Genomic DNA, 15626 nt, shown 5'->3' on the forward strand with positions numbered 1-15626 from the left:
GATCAGTGCTGCAAGAACCGGCCGAGGTGGGGCACCGCCTCGCCGGGGTGCTTGGCCGCGAAGCCCTCGCCGAGGGCCTGCAGCTTCCAGTCGTTGCCGACCCGGAACACCTTGGCCATCGCCATCGCGGTGAACGGCATGCCGCCGGCCAGGGTGTAGCGGGCCAGTTCGGCGTTGTTGGTGCCGTCGACCAAGCGGCAGAACGCATTCTGGATCTGCTCGAAGGTGTGGCCCTTGTACGAGGTCACGATGAACACCAGCGTGCTCACGTGCGCCGGGATGCGGGTGAGATCGACCAGGATCACCTCGTCGTCGCCCTCGCCCTCGCCGGTGAGGTTGTCGCCCTGGTGCCGGATCGAGCCGTCCTTGGAGGTCAGCTGGCCGTAGTAGGCGACGTCCACCGGGTTGGTGTCGGCGAACATGACCACCGAAGCGTCGAGATCCACGTCGACGGTGCGGTTGCCGAACATGCCGCGGTTCTTCACCGGGTCCCAGCCGAGACCCATCTTGACGAAGGTCAGCGCGGCGCCGCCCTCCTTGCGCAGGGTGACCCGCTGGCCCTTGACCAGGCTGACCGGGCGGTCCTTGCTGAGGCTGACCTCGGCGGGCGGCTGCTGCGGCGGGGGCGGCTGTCCGGCCGGCGGGTAACCGCCCTGCGGGGGCGGCGGGTAGCCACCGGGTCCGGGCGGCGGCGGGTAACCCGGGCCGGGCGGCGGGTAGCCGGGTCCCGGCGGCGGGTAGCCACCGGTCGGCGCGGCCTGCGGATTCTGCTGCGCCGGGTACGCGGGGGTGGTCGGCGGCGGGTAGTTCGGCGGGGGCTGCGTCGGGTAGGCCGGGGCCTGCTGCTGCGGCGGCGGTGGAGGCGCGGCCTGCGCCGCGGGCTGGGCCTGCTGCGCCGGGGCGGGCGAGTCGTCGACGGTCACGCCGTGGTCGGTGACCAGCGCGGCGAAACCGCCCGCGTAGCCCTGTCCGACGGCACGCACCTTCCAACTGCCCTGGCGGCGGTACACCTCGAGCGCGATGACGATCGACTCGGTGCTCAAGCCCTCGATCTGGTACTCGAACAACCGGTTACCCGACGCGTCCGAGACGATCGCGGTCGGCGCGGGGAACCGGCCGAAGTTGCTGTTCGCGTCGTCCAGGGTGATCACCGCGCGAATCTGCGCGATATCGGCGGGCACCGAGTTCAACGACACCGCAAGCGAGGCGGGCTGCCCGGCGGGCCCGGGCTGCAAGTTGACCCCTGGTCCGCTCGGCTGGTTGAAGAAGACGAAGTCCGCGTCGGTGCGGACCTTGCCCTGCTCGGTGACCAATAGTGCGGACAGATCCGCGGGCGCCGTGAGCTGGATGGAGACCACCACGTCGTTCGTGGCCAGCGGACCGTTTTGGCCCTTGGCGAGTGTTGCGGACAAGTTAGACCCTTCGCTTGTCGGTGCGTTCGATGCCACTCTACGAGAAACGCTCGGGTGACGGTTCCGGTAAACGAGTCGATAGATCCCGACAGTTGCGGGGGTGATCGGTTAATGTGTCGACACGCAGTTGGAATGTGGCGATTTTCCATGTTCCCGATCGAGACAGCAGGCAGAACACCCTCATGGCGCAACTGTTCGAACAATCCAAGAAGGTGATCGAGGCGCATCTCGCCGGGACCAGCCTTCGCGCGATTTCCGGCTCGATGATCGCCTACGAAGGCAACGTCCAGTTCAAGGCGGCCGGTTTCGGCGGCGGAGACGGCGTGCTCGCCGGGCTCAAGCGCCGCGCCACCGGCGAGAAACTCGCGCTGATGGAATGCTCCGGCAACGGCCGGGTCTTCTTCGCGGTGAACGGGCAGCACGTCACCGTGGTCAACCTGAACAACGAGACGTTGCAGGTGGAATCGCAGCAGTTGCTGGCGTTCGCCGGGAACCTGCGCACCGACGTGCGGTTCGCCGGCCTGCGCGGCGCGTCGACCGGCGCCGGCCTGTTCACCACCACGGTGACCGGGCAGGGCCAGGTCGCGCTGCTGTCGGCGGGCGGGCCGCTGATCCACCTCGAGGTGTCCCCGCAGTACCCGCTGGTGGTCGACCCGGACGCGTTCGTCGCGGCGCGCGGCAACCTCAATCAGTCCTTTGTCACCGACGTGTCCTGGCGCACGCTCGTCGGCCAGGACGCCGGCGAGGCGTTCTCGCTGCGCTGGGACGGCCAGGGCGTGGTACTGATCCAGCCGGCGGAACGGTAAGGGCGAGCGGATGTTCGAGAAAGTCAACGGCAAGGTCGTCAAGGTCAATGTCGGCATGGCGGGTGGCGTGGCCGCCCGCACCGGCGCGATGCTGTTCTACACCGGCGACGTTTCCTTTGCGCCGCACCAGATTCCGGGCGGCCAGGGGATGGGCGCCGGCGGTGGCGGGCTGATGCGGATGGCCGGGCGCATGATGGCGGGCGAGCACGAGCGCACCATGCTCGCGCAGGGCAACGGCGAGGTGCATTACGGATTCGCGGGGCTGGAGGTCCACGTGGTCCAGATGCAGCCCGGCGCGATGCTGCGGGTGGAGGCGTCGCGGCTGCTGGCCAATACCGCCGGATTGCAGAGTTCCATTGTCTCGGTGATGAGTTCGGGCGGGGGTGGCGGCGGAGGCGGCGGCATCATGGGTGCGTTGCGCGGGGCCGCGACCGGCGCGCTGACCGGTCAGGGCATGTTCACCACGCAGTTGTCCGGGCAGGGTGCTGCGGTGCTGCTCGCACACGGCGGATTCCTGGAATTGCAAGTGGGCGGGCCGAATCCGATCGTCGTGGACCCGCAGGCGTTCGTCGCCGCGTACGGAAATGTGCAGACCGAACTCAAGACCGCGCTCAGTTGGCGCGACGCGGTGGGACGCGGCTCCGGCGAGGCCATGCAATTGCATTGTGTCGGACAGGGAGTCGTGTACGTGCAGGCCTCGGAAGAGAAGTTGTGACCATGCCGGAAATCCTGAATCCGATGAATCTCGGCGAGAGCGACAATCTTCCGGGAAACAGCTACGCCTATTGCATCGACCTGAACAAGCCGTGGTTCATGCGCAAGGGCGCGATGATCGCCTATTACGGCGACATGCGATTCCAGATGCTCACCCACGGCCTGCAGGGCGGGCTGTTGCACATGGTGTCGCAACAGTTCTCGGCTCCGCTGTTCACCGGCGACTACGTGGTGGCCGAGGGGCACGGCAAGCTGATCATCGGCGACCGCGGCTACGACATCAATTCCTATGACCTCGAGGACAACGGCAACCTCACCATCCGCGCCGCCAACCTGCTCGCCTTCGAGCCAGGCCTGTCGCTGAACCAGTCGATCGTGCCCGGCTTCCTCACCATGATCGGCACCGGCAAGTTCCTCGCCTCCTCCAACGGCCCGGTCATGTTCGCCGAGCCGCCGCTGCGGGTGGACCCGGAGGCCTTGGTCGGCTGGGCCGACTGCCCCTCCCCCAGCCACCACTACGACCAGCGCTGGATCTCCAGCTTCCTGGCCGCCGGCGCGGCGCGGTTCGGCGTGAACTCCGGCGAGGAACGCCAGTTCGACTTCACCGGCGCGGGCACCGTGCTGATCCAGTCCAGCGAGAAGGTGCTCAGCGACGCCATGCTGGTGCGCACCATCGAGGGCCAGATCCAGAGCGGGATCACGCCGAGCGGGCTGCAACGCCTGCAAGCCATCATCACCCAGCAACTGGGCGGGCAGCAGGGGTACTGACCCTGGAATCATCCTTCGGGTCCTACGTTCGACGGACTCAGGGGCGGTAGCCGCGGCGTTAGTTTTCCGGCAGGACTTCTTGCTGGGAGGCATCATGAGCGTCGGGTTGATGTTCGCGATCATTGTCGGGGCGATCGTGTTGATCGTGAAGCGGTTCATGGGCGAACCGGTTGATGCGCGAGACACGTTTTTGACGCCGTTGATTCTGGTGGGGATCGGTGTTTACAGCGTGACCAAGGTCGATGATCTCAGTTCGATCGATATCGTCTGGCTGGTCATCGGTGGGGTGGTCGGCATCGCATTCGGTGCGGTGCGTGGGACGACCACGGTGCTGTTTGCTCGCGACGGGCATCTATGGCAGCGCTATACCGTGAAAACCCTTGTGGTCTGGGGGACTTCGATCGTGGTGGGTTTCGGGATCAGTCTGCTCGGCAGCACCATGGGAATGCATCACGATGCCAAGCCGATCACGTTGTCGATTGGTATCAGCATGCTCGGGGAGATGCTCACCCTGGGACTGCGGGCGATTTCGACCGGCGTTACGTTCGCGCCGAACAAGAAAGCGGCCGCGGCAAAGGCGTATGACCAACGCGGAGCGGACAATTCGTACCTAGATCGGTTTCTCAACAACCTCGGACATCCCGGGTCCGCGCAGCCGCGTGACTCACGGGACGGCGGCTACGGACACACCGCCCCCACACCGCGAGACTGGTCCGATCGAGAGCAGTATCTGCGCAAACCCGCCGATGACCAGCGCAGCAGCGATCGGGAACAGCCCCGAATCGATCGATCGCCGAGCCTGCGCGACGGCATCGACTGGCTCAATCAATTCCGTGAACGTAGGCCGTGACGAGGCGCTGCCGAATTACCGCGCCGCCCATCCATCGCGGAGAATCGTCGTGATATCAGAACTTACTGTTCCCCAACGTAATTCACGGTGCGCCAGACCGCTGTCGCTGACCAGAAGCGGCGGTTCCGCCACTGCGGGCAGATGTTCGACGGCGATCGCACGACCAGTCAATCGAGAAGCCTCGGCAATGAGTTCATTGACGCTGGTGCCATTTCCACTGCCGATGTTGTACCGAACACATTCCCCCAAGCCTGGCAGATGCGCGAGCGCGGCCACGAAAGCTTTTGCCGCATCACCGATATGCACATAGTCACGGACCGCGGTTCCGTCACCATTGATCGCCAAGCACGGACTGTCCCCAGCCGCGACCGCGAGAATCCGCGGCACAATCCTGGTCGGATCCGGATCGGCGCCACCCGCAATATTGAACAGCCGCAAGACAACCGCGGCCAACCGCCCGGTCGCCGCCTGCGCGGCGATCGCCGATTCGGCGGCCTGCTTGCTCACCGCATACGGATGCGGCGGACGGTCCGACAGTTCCTCCCCCATCGGCTGCCGCTCTGGCGTGCCATAGATCGACGCGGTGGACGCGAACACCACCTTGCCGACCCCTGCCTCGCCCATCGCCCGCAGCAACGAAACCGTCCCACCCACATTGACCTCGAAGAACCGCAGCGGATCGCCGAACGATTCCCGGACCCGGGTGAGCCCCGCCAGATGACACACCGCATCGACACCCTGGAGTGCCGCGCTCAGCGCCTCGGTGTCGAGCAGGTCAGCAGCCCGAACCGGCACTCCGTGCGGCACCCGGGTCCGCGCGCGATGCACCAACCCGACCACGTCATGACCATCGGCGCGCAGCGCCTCGACGACCGCACCGCCGAGATACCCGTTCGCTCCGGTCACCAGTACCCGCATCCGAGCATTGTCGGTCACGGAGCTAGTCGGCCGACTGCGGTGAGCCCTTGATGAACCAGTTGATGATTTCCTCGCCGGCCAGGATGCCGGTGGTGCGGGTGATGGTGAGGTTGGGGTGGGTCCAGTTGAGGTGTTCGAGTTCGCCGTGGCGGGGGCGGATGGCGTAGTCGGCGCTGCGCAGCATCTCGGCGTCCAGCGCGCCGTCGCCGGCCGCGAAAGTCTGCGCCTCGCTGGCGAGTTCGCCGGAGTCGAGCAGGCGGCGGCGGACCTCGGCGACCGCGTGGCTCTTGCAGACGACGTCGGGCATCGAGTAGATCTTGCGGCCCTGCTGGGAGGCGGACCAGCCGCGAGCCCGGCACCAGGCGTCCCATTCGGCCAGGAAGCCGGCCGGAACCTCTTTCGGGCGGACAACCAGGTAGCAGAAGAGGTCGTCGGCCTCGCGGAACTTGGTCACCCACGAATCGTCGACGCGGGTGCGGAGTTCGGCGGTGACCTCGGAGAGGGTCGCCCCGCCCGCGCGGACCTTGGCGTCGATGTCGATGCGCCAGCGCAGGTCCGGCACGCCGTCCACGAGGATGTTGCCGCCGTTGCTGGTGATGGCGTAACGCCAAGGGGCGCCGGGCAATTGGATGCGGTTGAACTGTTTGATGGTGCGCGTGGTGGTCGGGATCACCGCGGCGGGCTGGGTGAGGGTCTGCATGCGCAGCGCCGCGGCCGTCGTCATGAACGACAGCGGCGCGCCCTCGAGGTGTTCCACGCAGACCGTCGGCACGTCGGTGTTCGGGCTGAACGCGTTGCGCGAGTAGATCATTGTTCGATCCAGGTCGGTGGCGACCAGCGTGTGTCTTCGTAGCCTGCGTAGGTCCATCATGTCTGTTGCACGTCCTTGATCAGTCCCATACACGAGTAGGCCAGGTCGGGCACGACCTCGACCGGTACGCCGCGGGCCGCGGCGAGCAGGCGGATATGCGCGTGTTCGGGCGCCTCGACCTCCCGGACCAGCACCAGCCACGGCATCCGCCGCAGCAGCACCCGGGTGGTCTCGCCGACCCCGGGTTTCACGAAATTCACACTGGCGATGCCGTATTCGGCGCGCACCTGCTCGACCGACGCCCAACCGGTCCAGGTCGGCGTGCGATCGCTGTCGCGAACCGCCGCCAGCTCCGCGGGCACCCGGTCGCGCACGGCCGCGAACGCGGCACTCACGGTGTCGAGCAGGCGGAGCGAGACATCGTCGCCGGCGAGTTCGCGATAGAACTTGGCACCGTGGAACTCGCCGGGCCCGATCAACGTGTCGTTCAGCACGGTGCGCGAAACCAGGCCGGACACGGTGGAATTCAGGCAGGCCGAGGCGATGAGGAAGTCGTCGCGCGTGCCATAGGTGCGCACGCAGTGGCCCGGATCGGCGAGCACGGCGAGTTCGCCGTTGAACCGCGCGCCGCCGGCCGCGTGATAGGCGTCGAGCGCCTCGGTGAGCTCGTGCGTGATGGCGCCCTTGCCGGTCCAGCCGTCCACGAACACGATCGAACTCGGATCATGATGCCGCGCAAGGTAATCGAGCGCGACGGCATCGATGCCGCGATCGCGCACGATCGACACCGCGTAGTGCGGCACGTCGAGGCTCGGCTGTCCTGGACCGCGCCCGGACTTCAGCCACCGGCGCATGAGCACGCCGATCGGCGTGCCCGCCCGCGCCAGCGACACCAGCACGACGTCGTCACCGCGTTCGGCGACAACGAGTTCCGCGACGGTCGCCACCGCCAGCGCCAATCGCTCGGCACTGTCGGCGAGCACCTCGTCGAACAGCGAGCGATACGCGGCATCCGGCTGGTACTCGATCGGCAGCGACTCCGCGTAATGCGCGACACCGGACTGGATGCGCCGCTCCCGGACGGCCACGTCGGCCTCCAGGTCGACGTCGGACAGGTCCTTGAGCAGCCAGGAAACCTCGTCGGCCGCATACGAGCCGAACTCGGGGCCGTGCAACGGCTCGGGTAGCGCGGTCGCGCTGCGCTCGGCGTGCAGCGTGCGCGGATCGGCGCCCGGAAGCACCGCGACCAGCACATCCGCGCCGGAGGCGGTGAGCACGTCGACGAGTCCGCCGCCCGCGACGAGTTCCTCGGTGTCGGCCGGCGGATCGATGACCACGACCAGAACCGGATCGACCGCAGCGCGCTGCACAGCTTCGCCCGGCTGACCGGAGAACTCCGCCGACCAGTGCGCGTTGTACAGGTAGCGCGGCTGTTCCTGCCCGGATTCCGGTGCGGTGAACCGGAATCCGCGTCGCAGCGGATACCCGGGTTCATCCAGCACATAGGCCGGTGACCGCGTGGTGGTCTGGTAGCGGGTAGGTGTGCCGGAATCGGCCAGCTCCGCCGCCAACCGCAGCGGCAGATACATCAGTTCCTCGTGCGCGAGCACGATCACGGGCCGACCAGCGAACTCCGCGTCGAGGCGCTCCCGCAGTACCTCGTTCGCCGCACCGACGGCCGCGTCGAACGCGGTGAAATCGGAACGCAGCACTCCGTGCCTGCCGCCCTCCGGCACCGCGGCGGGCCACGGCAGATCGATCTTCGTGAACGAACCACGCTGTACGGCCACCGGATTCAGTTCGGGTTCCGGCAGCTCGGCAACCGCGTCCACCAGCCCAGCCGGCAGCACGGTGTGCCCGGAGGCCAGGCAGACGGTGTCGATGCTCGCCCCCAACTCCGCCGCCGCCTGCTCGAACGCGGTGCGATCCGCCGCCAGGCGCATGTCCACCAGCGAGGCCAGCACGTAATGCGAGCGCGGCGAGAACGCGTGCAGCGCCCGAATCGCGTCGAGCGCGGTTGCGCCGGTGGAGATCTCGTCGTCGACCAGCACCAGCGGCAGATCGTTGACGAAGATATCGGCGGGCATGGGTTGCAGCTGATGCGAGGTGGCGTGTGAGTGCCCCTCCTCGAACCCGGTCAGCGTGTCCGCCGCGTCGACGTCCCGCCGGGTCGAATGCAGATAGCCGACCGCGTCGATGCGCGCCGCGACGCAATGCCCGAGTCCCGTTGCGGTTTCGGCGAACCCGAGCACCAGCGCCTCGCGGCCGCCGAGCACCTCACGCACCAGATCACCGAGCCGATTCCCGCCGTCGAGCACGACCCGGGGGTCGGTCGGCAGGTGTTTACCGAGCACGGTGGACACCAGCAGATGCACCCGCTTCGGATTCCGCCGCAGCCCAGGCTGAATCAGCTCCGCGATCGCCAGGTCCGCGGGCAGCACACTGCCCGGCTGCGCCACGCCGTAGGACTCCTGATGGTGCAGCCGAAGACCGAGATTTTTTGTCGCCCAAGGAATTCCGACAAAATCGAGCGCGGCGCCGCTCATACCGTCACCAACGCCGTCAGCAGATCCACGAACGAAACTCCCTTGTTGGCCACCCCGAACACCCGCGCCCGCAGCAGCGTCTGCCGCGCCCAACTACGGTGCGGCCGCATCTCATTCATCTTGTTCCGATAGCCCGAGGCCGCGACCCCGCCGACATCCACCTGGAGGATGTCGAGTGCGTCGGAGTACTCCTCGTGCGTCACCACCGACAGCGCGTGCACCGCCGCCACATGCGACGGATGGATCACCGTCTTGCCCTGGATGCCGTTGGCCCGGTCGAGGGTGATCTCGCGCAGCAGCCCGTCCAGGTCCCGGCTCACCAGGTATTGCCGGAACGGCACGGCGTCGGACTCCTCGAACGGCGCGGTGCGCAATAACGGCCGGAACATCCGCTCGTGATCGGCGAAGTACTCCCAGACCGGCCCGGTGATCACGAAACCGGTCCCGTCCGCGCGCCCGAGGTAGTTCACGATGTCGGCGATGACATCGGCGACCACCCGCACGTCGTAGATGGTCAGGTCGCGGTCGCGCCGGATGCCGAACGTCGAGCACATGTCGGTCGCGCCGACCCGCACCGCGAGCACCCGCTCCCGATGCTCGGACAGCAGCTCCGCGATCCGGGTCAGTTCCTGATCCCGGGTCTGGCGGTGCACCAGCCCCGCCGATTCGAGCACCGGCATCCCGTAGATCGGCCGGTCCAGCAGCTGCACCGCCGCGTTCAGCGCGTTCAGGTACCTCGGTCCGGTCGTGCTGTCGAACTTCGGGAAGACGAACCCGGCCAGCACCGAGGCCCCCGCGCCCAGTTGCTCCACGATCTCGGTGATCGTGTCCGCGTCGCGCACCCGGACGAACAGCAACGGATTCGAATCACCATTAGCTGCAAGCAGATTCAGTGTTTCCACGGTCTGCCGCTTGGCGAATTCGACCTCGTGATCGGCGACCGCGTCCTCCAGATCGATCACCATCGAGCACACCCCGCGTTCGGCGCGTTTGCTGATGGTCAGCGCCAGGTCCGGCCGGGTGGCCGGCGCGTACAGCGTCGCGCCCAGCCCGACGGCCAGTAGCTCTCGATCGGTGTAGTCGTCGCCGAACGGCTCCGGTGCCCGGTAGAACAGATTCCGTGCCTCGGGGCCGTGCAGCTGCCGGAAGTGGCGCAGCGGCATTCGCTTCCGCAGGGAAACTTCCCGCTGGACGGCGATGCCTGCGGTCATCGTTATCCCACCCTCATTCTCGTCGTGGTCCTGCTTGTTTTCTCATGCGATCCACCACCCCGGCGATGAAGTCGGTGATGGTATCCAGCTCGGCCACGTAGGCCCAGTAGTCGGGGTGCCGCCCCGTCAGTGTTTCGCTGATTCGATCGATCCGTGCGGCCTGCGCGTCCAGCACAGAGCCCCATTCGGTGACGAGTCCGCGACTCACCGCGAGCATTTGGGCGTCCCGCAGCCGAAATCGTACGGCCTTGGCTTTCTCTTGCGGGTCGGACCTGACCTCGCGCAACGTGGCGAGCCGCTTGGTGACGGCGTCGACCTGGTGCTCGGCCTCCGTGAGATACCCGCGAGCGGATGTGGTCAGATCAAGTGCAATCTCCGGGTTGTTCTCGGCCGCTGCCGCACGCGCGCGACCGAGGGCCGCATCCGCGGCGTCGATGGCTCGCTGACTTTCCCGCTCATTGTCAGCTAAATCCGCGGAACTCGCAGCGTTGAATTCGCGCAGCAACCCCGAGTAGGCCGGGGCGAGCCCCTCGGCCTTGGTCCGCGCCGCGGCCAGCCTGGTGCTCACCGAGGAGATCGCGGTCTTCGCCGCGGCGGCCCGAGATGGGGCCTGCGCCAACGCATCCGCCAGCCGCTTGGTCGCCGCCTCCAGCCGGTTCGCGCTCTCCCGGACCACCGCCGCCGACGCGCCCGAACCGGCGGCCTCCAGTGTGATGAGAGCCTCATCGACGGCCGCGGCGTGTTCGCGCACCGAGGGGTAGTTCGCGTACTCCGACTCGGCCGCCTGCCGGCGCACCCCGGCGGCCGCGATCTTCACCTGCTGGGCCAGTTGCGGCACGGTGCCCAGGACCGCGACCGCGTTCTCCAGTTGTCCCTGATTGCCGCGGTAGAACTCGTCGACCGCGCGGGCGGCGTCGGTCAACTGTCTGGTCACCGAGTCGGCCTGCTGCGGTCCCTGCGGCATCGGGGTTCCGTCGCGTTCGGCCTGCTCGAGCTGCTCGGTCAGGGCCACGTACGCGCCAGCGGCGTCGTAGCAACGACTCCGCACCGGCTCCCAGGCCACCGCCATCCGGCGGTCCGGGAAGACCTGCTCGGCCGCGTGCACCGCCGCCTCGGCCGCGCTCTGGCGCTGGTCCATATCGAGGAACGCCGAGGCCAGCGACCCTCGCGCCGCGACGATCCATTCGTTGTTCCCGGCGGACCGGAACCATCCGCGCCTGCGACCTACCACGCCCCGATCTTAGAGATCTCCCGTGTTCACCGGGGGTTCTGCGGGTTCCTACGCAAGTTCGCGGAAACCTACTACTGTCGTAAGGCGTACCCGGCGATTCGGACATGCTGGGAACCAATGACGGACTATTGAAAGGGAATCCCGCATGGGTGTCAGTTTGTCCAAGGGCGGCAATGTCTCGCTGACCAAGGCGGCGCCTAACCTGACCGCCGTCGCCGTCGGCCTAGGGTGGGATGTGCGGACCACCACCGGTACCGACTTCGACCTGGACGCCAGCGCGATCGCGACCGGCGCGGACAAGAAGGTGCTGTCGGATCAGCACTTCGTGTTCTTCAACAACCTGAAGTCCCCGGAAGGCGCCATCGAGCACGCGGGCGACAACACCACCGGCGAGGGCGAGGGCGACGACGAGGTCATCAACGTCGACCTGGCCAACACCCCGCCGACCATCGAGAGCATCTTCTTCCCGGTCTCGATCTACGACGCCGAGACCAGGCAGCAGTCGTTCGGTCAGGTGCGCAACGCCTACATCCGCGTGGTCGACCGCAGCAACAACAACGAGCTCGCCCGCTACGACCTCACCGAGGACGCCTCGACCGAAACCGCGATGGTGTTCGGCGAGCTGTACCGCAACGGGGCCGAGTGGAAGTTCCGCGCGATCGGCCAGGGCTACGCCTCCGGGCTCGCCGGTATCGCCCGTGACTACGGCGTGAACGTCTAAGGAACACTTCGAGGTTCGGAGGGGGCCCGGCAACGGGCCCCCTCGTCATGCGCCCGGGCAGCCCGGGACGACCCAGAATGCCCGCCGCCGCGGCGGTGCGAACACCGTTGGACATCCGGCGGTCCAGCGGCCACGCTGGTAAGAGCGGCGTCAGATCGGTTACATCAACCCAGCGCTCGGACGGATCCACGTTCGGCCGACGCAAACGAAAGGTCCCCCGCGTGGTCCTGCGTATTTTCGGCATGTCAATCATCGTGACGGTGCTGTCGCTCGCCGCCGCGCTGCTCTACGGAGGACCGACTGCGCTGGCGCTGGCCGCGATCCTCGGCATCCTCGAAGTGTCCCTGTCCTTCGACAACGCTGTCATCAACGCGACCGTGCTGGAGCGGATGAGCGCGTTCTGGCAGCGCATCTTCCTCACCATCGGTGTGCTGATCGCCGTGTTCGGCATGCGCCTGGTCTTCCCGCTGGCGATCGTCTGGGTCACCGCGGGCCTGAACCCGGTGAAGGCCTTCGACCTGGCGCTCAACCCGCCCGCCGACGGCGCCGCGAACTTCCCCAACGGTGACCCCAGCTACGAGACGCTGCTCACCGACGCGCATCCGCAGATCGCCGCGTTCGGCGGCATGTTCCTGCTGCTGCTGTTCCTGAACTTCATCTTCGAAAAGCGCGACATCACCTGGCTGTCCTGGCTGGAGCGCCCGCTCGCCCAGCTCGGCAAGCTCGACATGTTCTCGGTGGTCGTCGCGGCCGGCGCCCTGGTCGTCACCGCAGAGCTGATCGCGGCCGACGATGATCGCGCCACCGTCCTCGTCTCCGGTCTGCTCGGCATGGTCGTCTACATCGTGGTCGACGGACTCGGATCGATGTTCCACACCGAGGAGCACTCCGAGGGCGGTCCGTCCGAGCTGGTCAAGGCGACCGGTAAGGCCGGGTTCTTCCTGTTCCTTTACCTCGAGGTGCTCGACGCATCGTTCTCCTTCGACGGCGTGATCGGCGCGTTCGCCGTCACCTCCGACCCGATCATCATCGCCCTCGGCCTCGGCCTGATCGGTGCCATGTTCGTCCGCTCGATCACCGTCTACCTGGTGCGCAAGGGCACGCTGTCGGAATACGTGTACCTGGAGCACGGCGCGCACTGGGCGATCGGTGCGCTGGCGGTCATTCTGTTCATCTCGATCGGCGTGCACATCAACGAGATCATCACCGGCCTGGTCGGTGTCGCGTTCATCGGTGCGGCGTTCATCACCAGCGTGATCCGTAACCGGCGCGAAGACGATGAAAAAGTGGACAGCGAACGAGAGCCCACCCCGGTAGGCTGATTTTCGGCAAGCAAGCCGAAGACTCGTGCGGCAGCGGCCACTCCCTCGCGGAGCCCGCTGCCGTTCTCATATCTGTGTACTGCACACTGCCCGAGGGGATCACGCCGATGGCGAACGACAGCAACGCCGGTGGGGTCAACCTGTCGAAGGTGACCCTGTCGAAGGCGACCCCGAGCATCAACCTCACCAAACCGGGTGAGCAGCAAGGCAACATGCGGGTCAACCTGAACTGGTCCACCGGTTCGAAGGGTTTCTTCCGCCGGTCCAAGCCGGTCGATCTCGACCTCGGCTGCCTCTACGAACTGGCCGACGGCACCAAGGGCGTGGTGCAGGCGGTGGGCAACAACTTCGGTGCGCTCGACGCCGCGCCGTTCATCCAGCTCGACGGCGACGACCGCAGCGGCAGCGCGGCCGGCGGCGAGAACATGCACATCAATCTCGCTCGGCCCGAACTGTTCCGGCGCGTGCTGATCTTCGCCTTCATCTACGAGGGCGTGCCGAACTGGGCCGCCGCCGACGGCGTGGTCACGCTGTTCCCGACCGCCGGGCCGCAGATCGAGGTCCCCCTCGACTCCCCCGTGGACGGCGCCCGCTCCTGCGCGATCGCGCTGTTGCAGAACCAGGGCGCCGGCATCACCGTGCACCGGGAAGTGCACTACATCAACGGTGCGCAGAAGGAGATCGACGAGGCGTACCGCTGGGGCATGAACTGGCACAGCGCCCGCAAGTAGCTCACCGCACCGCGACCACTGGACGCGGCGCGACGGTGGGCGCCGCCGACGGTTTGCGTGAGGCGAAGACCAGGCCGATCAGGCCGACGGCGAGTCCGGCAACGGTCAACGGCCGCAACGGTTGATCGATCAGCACCCAGGCGAGCAGCGCGGTCACCGCGGGCGTGGCGAAGAACAGCCGGCCGACCCTGGTCGCGTCCCAGCGGCGCAGCATCGAGTTCAGCAGCAGAAACGCGACCATCGAGTTCACCAGCACCATCCAGGTGAGTGAGCCGGCGAACCTGACCGCGTCGTGCACGTGGATCTGACCGGTCAGCCAGGTGAGCACGCCGGCCACCGGCGCGCTCACCACCACGTGCACCGCGGTGGACGCCCTGGAGTCGACGTCGGGCACGATGCGCTTCTGATACACCGTGCCGATGCTCAGGCCGAGCAGCCCGATCACGCACAGCAGCAAGCCGATCCGGGAAAAGTTCGACTGATCCATGACCGCCATCGCGACGCCGACCCCGCCGATGCCGAAGCCGAACCACTGCCGCGGCGTGACGGTCTCGCCGAGCACCCCGGCGAACAACGCGATGACCACCGGATTCAAGCCCTGTACCAGCGCGATCACCGCGCCGGACACGTGCTCGCCCATCGCCGTGTAGAACGCGCCGAACTGCACCGCCTGCATCAGCAACCCGGCGACCGCGACGTGGCGCCACTGCTTGCCACGCGGCCAGGTCGCGCGCACCGCGAACGCGTATCCGACGAGCAGCACCCCGGCGATCGCGTAGCGCGCGAACAACACCATCATCGGCGGCGCCGCCCCGACCCCGATGATCCCGGCGATGAACGCGCTGCTCCACAGCACGACGAACAGCGGCTGCGCGGCCACCGACATGAACTGAGTCTTCACGGACCCTCCTGAACTAACCGCCTTGGGTGGTTATTACCGTCGCAGTTGACTGTGTAACCTGTCAAGGTGGTTACTATGAGAGGGTGTTCACCTTCGTCAGCGGCAACCTCGCCCTGGATTTCGCGGGCACGGCCAAGGCCCGTACCGGGACGTTCGACGACGCGCTCGACGCGCCGGCCGCGCTCGCGGACTGGCTGGTCGCCGCCGAGTTGCTCGACCGCGCACCCGATTGCGACGCGGCGACCTTCGACCGCGCCGTGCGCTTGCGCGAGGCCGCGTACCGGATGGCCATCGCCGTGTCCCAGGGCAAACCGGTCGCCGAGGTCGACCGCCGACTGGTCAACGAGTGCGCCAAGGGCGAACTTCCGGCAATCAGCCTGCGGCTCAACGGCACCATCGCCCGCTCGGGCACGCCCGACGCCGCCCTCACCGCGATCGCCCGTTCCGCGATCGAGCTGCTCGGCAGTGCGGCCGTGATCAAGGAATGCGGCCGCCCCGAATGCACCCGCCTCTACGTCGACGCCTCCCGCGGCGGCACCCGGCGCTGGTGCGACATGACCATCTGCGGCAATCGGGTCAAGAGCGCCGCGTTCCGCGCGCGGCACGCCGAATAGGTCGCTGAACAGCACGTTCGGTGGACATTCAGGCCGCGTTCAGTCGGCTCCGGATGCTGTGGGGGATCGA

The 15626-nt window shown here is 67.3% G+C and carries 15 protein-coding genes; 8 read left to right on the top strand and 7 right to left on the bottom strand.

The window, feature by feature from the left end; translation table 11 throughout:
• Window positions 1–2: 2 nt before the first annotated feature.
• Window positions 3–1412 carry a TerD family protein gene (locus tag AB0M22_RS13610; RefSeq protein ID WP_364725139.1) on the bottom strand — a complete coding sequence of 470 codons (1410 nt, stop codon included), beginning with the start codon at window positions 1410–1412 and terminating at the stop codon, window positions 3–5.
• A 182-nt stretch (window positions 1413–1594) separates the two neighbouring features.
• On the opposite strand from AB0M22_RS13610, the gene AB0M22_RS13615 reads away from it, so the two are divergent.
• From AB0M22_RS13615 to AB0M22_RS13630, 4 genes are all read left to right on the top strand, one after another.
• Window positions 1595–2218: an AIM24 family protein gene (locus AB0M22_RS13615; RefSeq protein WP_364726916.1), complete on the top strand. Its 624-nt coding sequence runs from the start codon at window positions 1595–1597 to the stop codon at window positions 2216–2218.
• A 10-nt stretch (window positions 2219–2228) separates the two neighbouring features.
• Window positions 2229–2933, top strand: coding sequence for an AIM24 family protein (locus AB0M22_RS13620; protein ID WP_364725142.1), 705 nt, complete (start codon window positions 2229–2231; stop codon window positions 2931–2933).
• A 2-nt stretch (window positions 2934–2935) separates the two neighbouring features.
• Window positions 2936–3700, top strand: a complete 765-nt coding sequence (locus tag AB0M22_RS13625; protein WP_364726919.1) for an AIM24 family protein — start codon at window positions 2936–2938, stop codon at window positions 3698–3700.
• A gap of 106 nt (window positions 3701–3806) precedes the next feature.
• Entirely contained in the window at window positions 3807–4550 is a 744-nt protein-coding gene (locus AB0M22_RS13630) for a hypothetical protein (protein WP_364725145.1), read from the top strand.
• Between the two features lie 15 nt (window positions 4551–4565).
• On the opposite strand, the gene AB0M22_RS13635 is transcribed toward AB0M22_RS13630, so the two are convergent.
• From AB0M22_RS13635 to AB0M22_RS13655, 5 genes are read right to left on the bottom strand one after another with little or no spacing between them, the layout of a single operon-like run.
• Window positions 4566–5486, bottom strand: coding sequence for an NAD-dependent epimerase/dehydratase family protein (locus tag AB0M22_RS13635; RefSeq protein ID WP_364725148.1), 921 nt, complete (start codon window positions 5484–5486; stop codon window positions 4566–4568).
• A gap of 4 nt (window positions 5487–5490) precedes the next feature.
• A complete protein-coding gene (locus AB0M22_RS13640) occupies window positions 5491–6339 on the bottom strand; it encodes an HAD family hydrolase (protein ID WP_364725150.1) in 849 nt (282 codons plus the stop codon).
• Window positions 6336–8825 (bottom strand): phosphoribosyltransferase, encoded by a 2490-nt coding sequence (locus AB0M22_RS13645; protein ID WP_364725152.1) that lies wholly within the window; start codon window positions 8823–8825, stop codon window positions 6336–6338. The genes AB0M22_RS13640 and AB0M22_RS13645 overlap by 4 nt, the downstream gene beginning before the upstream one ends.
• Window positions 8822–10036, bottom strand: a complete 1215-nt coding sequence (locus AB0M22_RS13650; protein ID WP_364725154.1) for an HpcH/HpaI aldolase/citrate lyase family protein — start codon at window positions 10034–10036, stop codon at window positions 8822–8824. The genes AB0M22_RS13645 and AB0M22_RS13650 overlap by 4 nt, the downstream gene beginning before the upstream one ends.
• Before the next feature lie 13 nt (window positions 10037–10049).
• Entirely contained in the window at window positions 10050–11267 is a 1218-nt protein-coding gene (locus tag AB0M22_RS13655) for a hypothetical protein (RefSeq protein ID WP_364725157.1), read from the bottom strand.
• 145 nt (window positions 11268–11412) lie between these two features.
• Here AB0M22_RS13655 and AB0M22_RS13660 point away from each other — a divergent pair, with 145 nt between their 5' ends.
• The 3 genes from AB0M22_RS13660 (at window position 11413) to AB0M22_RS13670 (ending at window position 14041) form a co-directional block, all read left to right on the top strand.
• Window positions 11413–11988 carry a TerD family protein gene (locus AB0M22_RS13660; protein ID WP_014989064.1) on the top strand — a complete coding sequence of 192 codons (576 nt, stop codon included), beginning with the start codon at window positions 11413–11415 and terminating at the stop codon, window positions 11986–11988.
• A 221-nt stretch (window positions 11989–12209) separates the two neighbouring features.
• Window positions 12210–13310: a DUF475 domain-containing protein gene (locus AB0M22_RS13665; protein ID WP_364725161.1), complete on the top strand. Its 1101-nt coding sequence runs from the start codon at window positions 12210–12212 to the stop codon at window positions 13308–13310.
• Window positions 13311–13417: 107 nt separating this feature from the next.
• The gene (locus tag AB0M22_RS13670; RefSeq protein WP_364725164.1) at window positions 13418–14041 is read left to right on the top strand and encodes a Tellurium resistance; all 624 of its coding nucleotides are present in this window, start codon (window positions 13418–13420) and stop codon (window positions 14039–14041) included.
• A gap of 1 nt (window position 14042) precedes the next feature.
• On the opposite strand, the gene AB0M22_RS13675 is transcribed toward AB0M22_RS13670, so the two are convergent.
• Window positions 14043–14942 (bottom strand): EamA family transporter, encoded by a 900-nt coding sequence (locus AB0M22_RS13675; protein WP_364725167.1) that lies wholly within the window; start codon window positions 14940–14942, stop codon window positions 14043–14045.
• An 83-nt stretch (window positions 14943–15025) separates the two neighbouring features.
• Between AB0M22_RS13675 and AB0M22_RS13680 the strand changes: the two genes are divergently transcribed.
• Window positions 15026–15556 (top strand): CGNR zinc finger domain-containing protein, encoded by a 531-nt coding sequence (locus AB0M22_RS13680; RefSeq protein WP_364725170.1) that lies wholly within the window; start codon window positions 15026–15028, stop codon window positions 15554–15556.
• Window positions 15557–15626: the final 70 nt, after the last annotated feature.

This window comes from Nocardia sp. NPDC051756 (assembly GCF_040681495.1).
In the GTDB taxonomy this organism is placed as follows: Bacteria; Actinomycetota; Actinomycetes; order Mycobacteriales; family Mycobacteriaceae; genus Nocardia.

What these genes read in the sequence shown, in the direction of transcription:
- AB0M22_RS13615 (WP_364726916.1), top strand. Translation starts at nt 1,595, where the DNA reads ATGGCGCAACTGTTCGAACAATCCAAGAAGGTGATCGAGGCGCATCTC.
- AB0M22_RS13620 (WP_364725142.1), top strand. Translation starts at nt 2,229, where the DNA reads ATGTTCGAGAAAGTCAACGGCAAGGTCGTCAAGGTCAATGTCGGCATG.
- AB0M22_RS13625 (WP_364726919.1), top strand. Translation starts at nt 2,936, where the DNA reads ATGCCGGAAATCCTGAATCCGATGAATCTCGGCGAGAGCGACAATCTT.
- AB0M22_RS13640 (WP_364725150.1), bottom strand. Translation starts at nt 6,339, where the DNA reads ATGATGGACCTACGCAGGCTACGAAGACACACGCTGGTCGCCACCGAC.
- AB0M22_RS13645 (WP_364725152.1), bottom strand. Translation starts at nt 8,825, where the DNA reads ATGAGCGGCGCCGCGCTCGATTTTGTCGGAATTCCTTGGGCGACAAAA.
- AB0M22_RS13650 (WP_364725154.1), bottom strand. Translation starts at nt 10,036, where the DNA reads ATGACCGCAGGCATCGCCGTCCAGCGGGAAGTTTCCCTGCGGAAGCGA.
- AB0M22_RS13660 (WP_014989064.1), top strand. Translation starts at nt 11,413, where the DNA reads ATGGGTGTCAGTTTGTCCAAGGGCGGCAATGTCTCGCTGACCAAGGCG.
- AB0M22_RS13670 (WP_364725164.1), top strand. Translation starts at nt 13,418, where the DNA reads ATGGCGAACGACAGCAACGCCGGTGGGGTCAACCTGTCGAAGGTGACC.